2 protein-coding genes are annotated in these 2726 nt (G+C 71.0%); both read right to left on the reverse strand.

From position 1 onward, the window contains the following. Nucleotides 1-834: DUF2637 domain-containing protein (locus GL263_RS24670; protein WP_182857953.1), on the reverse strand; the 834-nt coding region annotated here is incomplete at its 3' end. Between the two features lie 107 nt (nt 835-941). Then, on the reverse strand, nt 942-2582 hold the full coding sequence (locus tag GL263_RS24675) for a cation:proton antiporter (protein ID WP_182857954.1): 1641 nt from the start codon (nt 2580-2582) through the stop codon (nt 942-944). Nucleotides 2583-2726 lie beyond the last annotated feature (144 nt).

A 2726-nucleotide genomic window follows, 5' to 3' on the forward strand; every position in this document is an offset into this window, starting at 1 on the left:
GGCTGAGGGGGCCGGGGCCGGGGAAGCCGTCCGTTCGGCGGCCCTGGCGACGGATGCCGGCGTCGCGTGCTCTGCCGTCGGCAGGCCGTCGCCCCGCGCCGGGAGGGCGGCTGTTCCGCCGAACGGCGTGACGGCCGCACCCGGCACGGTGATGCCCGCTGCGGCGAGGCCCTCGGCGCCCGTCTCCGCCAGCGGGACGCCGTACTTCGCGAGCTTGAGCGGCATCAGCGCCTCCACCGGCGCCTTGCGACGCCAGCCGCGCCCGTAGCGGGCCCGCAGCCTGGCCTGGTAGACGAGCCGGTCACGTTCCAGCCGGATCACCTCGTCGTAGCTGCGCAGCTCCCACAGCTTCATCCGGCGCCACAGCCGGAACGTGGAGGGGAAGGCGAGCAGCCAGCGGGAGAGCCGGACTCCCTCCATGTGGCGGTCGGCGGTGATGTCCGCGATGCGGCCGACCGCGTGCCGGGCGGCTTCCACCGAGACGACAAAAAGCACGGGGATGACCGCGTGCATGCCGACGCCGAGCGGGTCGGGCCAGGCGGCGGCGCCGTTGAACGCGATCGTGGCGGCCGTCAGCAGCCAGGCGGTCTGCCGCAGCAGGGGGAAGCCGATGCGCAGCCACGTCAGCAGCAGGTCGAGTGAGAGCAGGACGACGATGCCGGCGTCGATGCCGATGGGGAAGTAGGGGGCGAAGGCGCCGAAGCCCTTCTCCTCGGCGAGGTCGCGGACGGCGGTGTAGGAGCCGGCGAAGCCGATGGCGGCGATCACCAGCGCGCCGACGACGACCACCCCGACGAGGACGCGGTGGGTCCTGGTCAGTTCCGTCCTGGCCATCGGCGGGCCTCCCTCTCCGTCCGCTCACCCGTTCGAGCGGCGCCCAGCCTGGCATACCTGTCGCGTGCATGTCCGGCCGGGGCCGGGGACGCCCGGAACGCCGCAGGTCAGCTCCCGTCGCGAGGGCGGAGAACGTCGTCGAGGGCGTGCAGCGAGGCCGACGCGGCGAGGGTGTACGGCTCGAGGACCAGGTCGGCGCCGACGGACCGCAGTTCCTCCCCGGCTCGGTGGGTGCGGGCCGTGAGCGCGATCTTGCCGCCGTACTGGTGGTGGCGCAGGCCGTGCACGAGGGCTTTGCTCGCCTCGGCGAGGGGGAGGGTGCTGACGACGCACCGGGCGTGGCCGAGAGGGAGGGTCTCCAGGAAGTGCACGTCCTCGGCGCTGCCGAAGACGGCGGTGACGCCTGGCCGGTCGTAGGTCGAGACACGGTGGGGGTCGAAGTCGACGGCGAGGACCCGGTGCCCGGCTTCGGTGAGCCGTTCGGCCAGCTGACCGCCGAACCGTCCCAGGCCGTAGAGGATGACGTCCACCTCGGCGTCGGGTTCCGGCTGTTCGGCCTTTCGGCTGCCGGTGCGTTCGAGGCGGGACAGCCAGGGTTCGAGCCGGCGGTAGAGCTGGTGGGAGTAGAGGATCAGGTAGGTGGAGCAGCCGATGGTGATCAGTCCGACGACGGTGATGAGGCTGACCGTGGCGTTGGTGATGTGACCGAGGCTCAGGCCGAGGGCGGCGAGGATGAGGGAGAACTCGGAGATCTGGGCGACGGTGAGTCCGGAGAGGAACCCGACCCGGACGGGGTAGCGCATCAGCACCATGATGACCACGACGATCAGCGGGTTGCCGATCAGTACGAAGAGGGAGAAGACGACCGCGTTCCCCAGCTGCTCGGTCGCGTCGGTGAAGTCGAGGTTGGAGCCGAGCTCGAGGAAGAAGAACAGCAGGAGGAAGTCGCGGAGGCTGGTCAGCCGGGCGCCGAGCGCGTCCCGGTAGGAGGTGCTGGCGAGTGAGACGCCGGCCAGGAACGCGCCGACCTCGGAGCTGAAACCGAGCCACTCGCTCAACGCGGCCACGGACACCGCGTACGCGACGCCGAAGAGCACGAGGAGTTCCTGCGAACGGGCCACCTGATGCAGCAGCCAGGGCAGCACGAAGCGCATGAGCACGGCGAGGCCGACCAGCAGGCCGAGCCCCTTGGCCAGAACCCCCGCGACGTCCAGCGCGACGTGGTCGCCCGTCCGCTGGCCGAACGCCGTGAGGACGATCATCACCAGGACCACGACGATGTCCTGGACGATGAGGAAGCCCACCGCGATGCGGCCGTGGAGCTGTTCCAACTCCCGTTTGTCGGACAGGAGCTTGACGATGATGATCGTCGAGGAGAACGTGAGGGCGACCGCGATGTACAGCGCGGGCACGGTGTCGACGCCCAGCGCGATCGCGATCAGGAAGCCCATGACCGAGGTGAAGAGCACCTGTCCGAGACCGGTGGCCAGCGCGACCGGTCCTGTGGTGCGGATCAGGTGCAGGTCGAGGCGGAGCCCCACGAGGAACAGCAGGACGGCGATGCCGAGCCGGGCGAGGATCTCGACCGTGTCCTGCGCGGTCATCCAGCCCGTTCCCGCCGGCCCGACCAGGATGCCGACCCCGATGAACGCGACGATCAGCGGCTGGCGGAGCCGGGTGGCGACCAGGCCGGCGACGGCCGCCACCGCCAGGACGGCGGCGATCAGCGGGAAGTCGTGCAACTCCATGGTGCCTGCCCGTCCCTCGTAGCGCGTGTCTGCGATCTACGACGATAGGGGCGGAAGGCGGTCGCCGGCAGGAGGCCGTTGGGCCCTGACGCAGGTGCCGACCGGGCTCTTTGTCCGCCGGTCGTCGACGGGCCGGGGCGGGAG

The organism is Streptomyces durbertensis (assembly GCF_014156695.1).
Taxonomy (GTDB): Bacteria; Actinomycetota; Actinomycetes; order Streptomycetales; family Streptomycetaceae; genus Streptomyces; species Streptomyces durbertensis.

Bases quoted from the DNA above. Each gene is read 5' to 3' on its own strand.
- GL263_RS24675 (WP_182857954.1), bottom strand. From the start codon at position 2,582: ATGGAGTTGCACGACTTCCCGCTGATCGCCGCCGTCCTGGCGGTGGCG.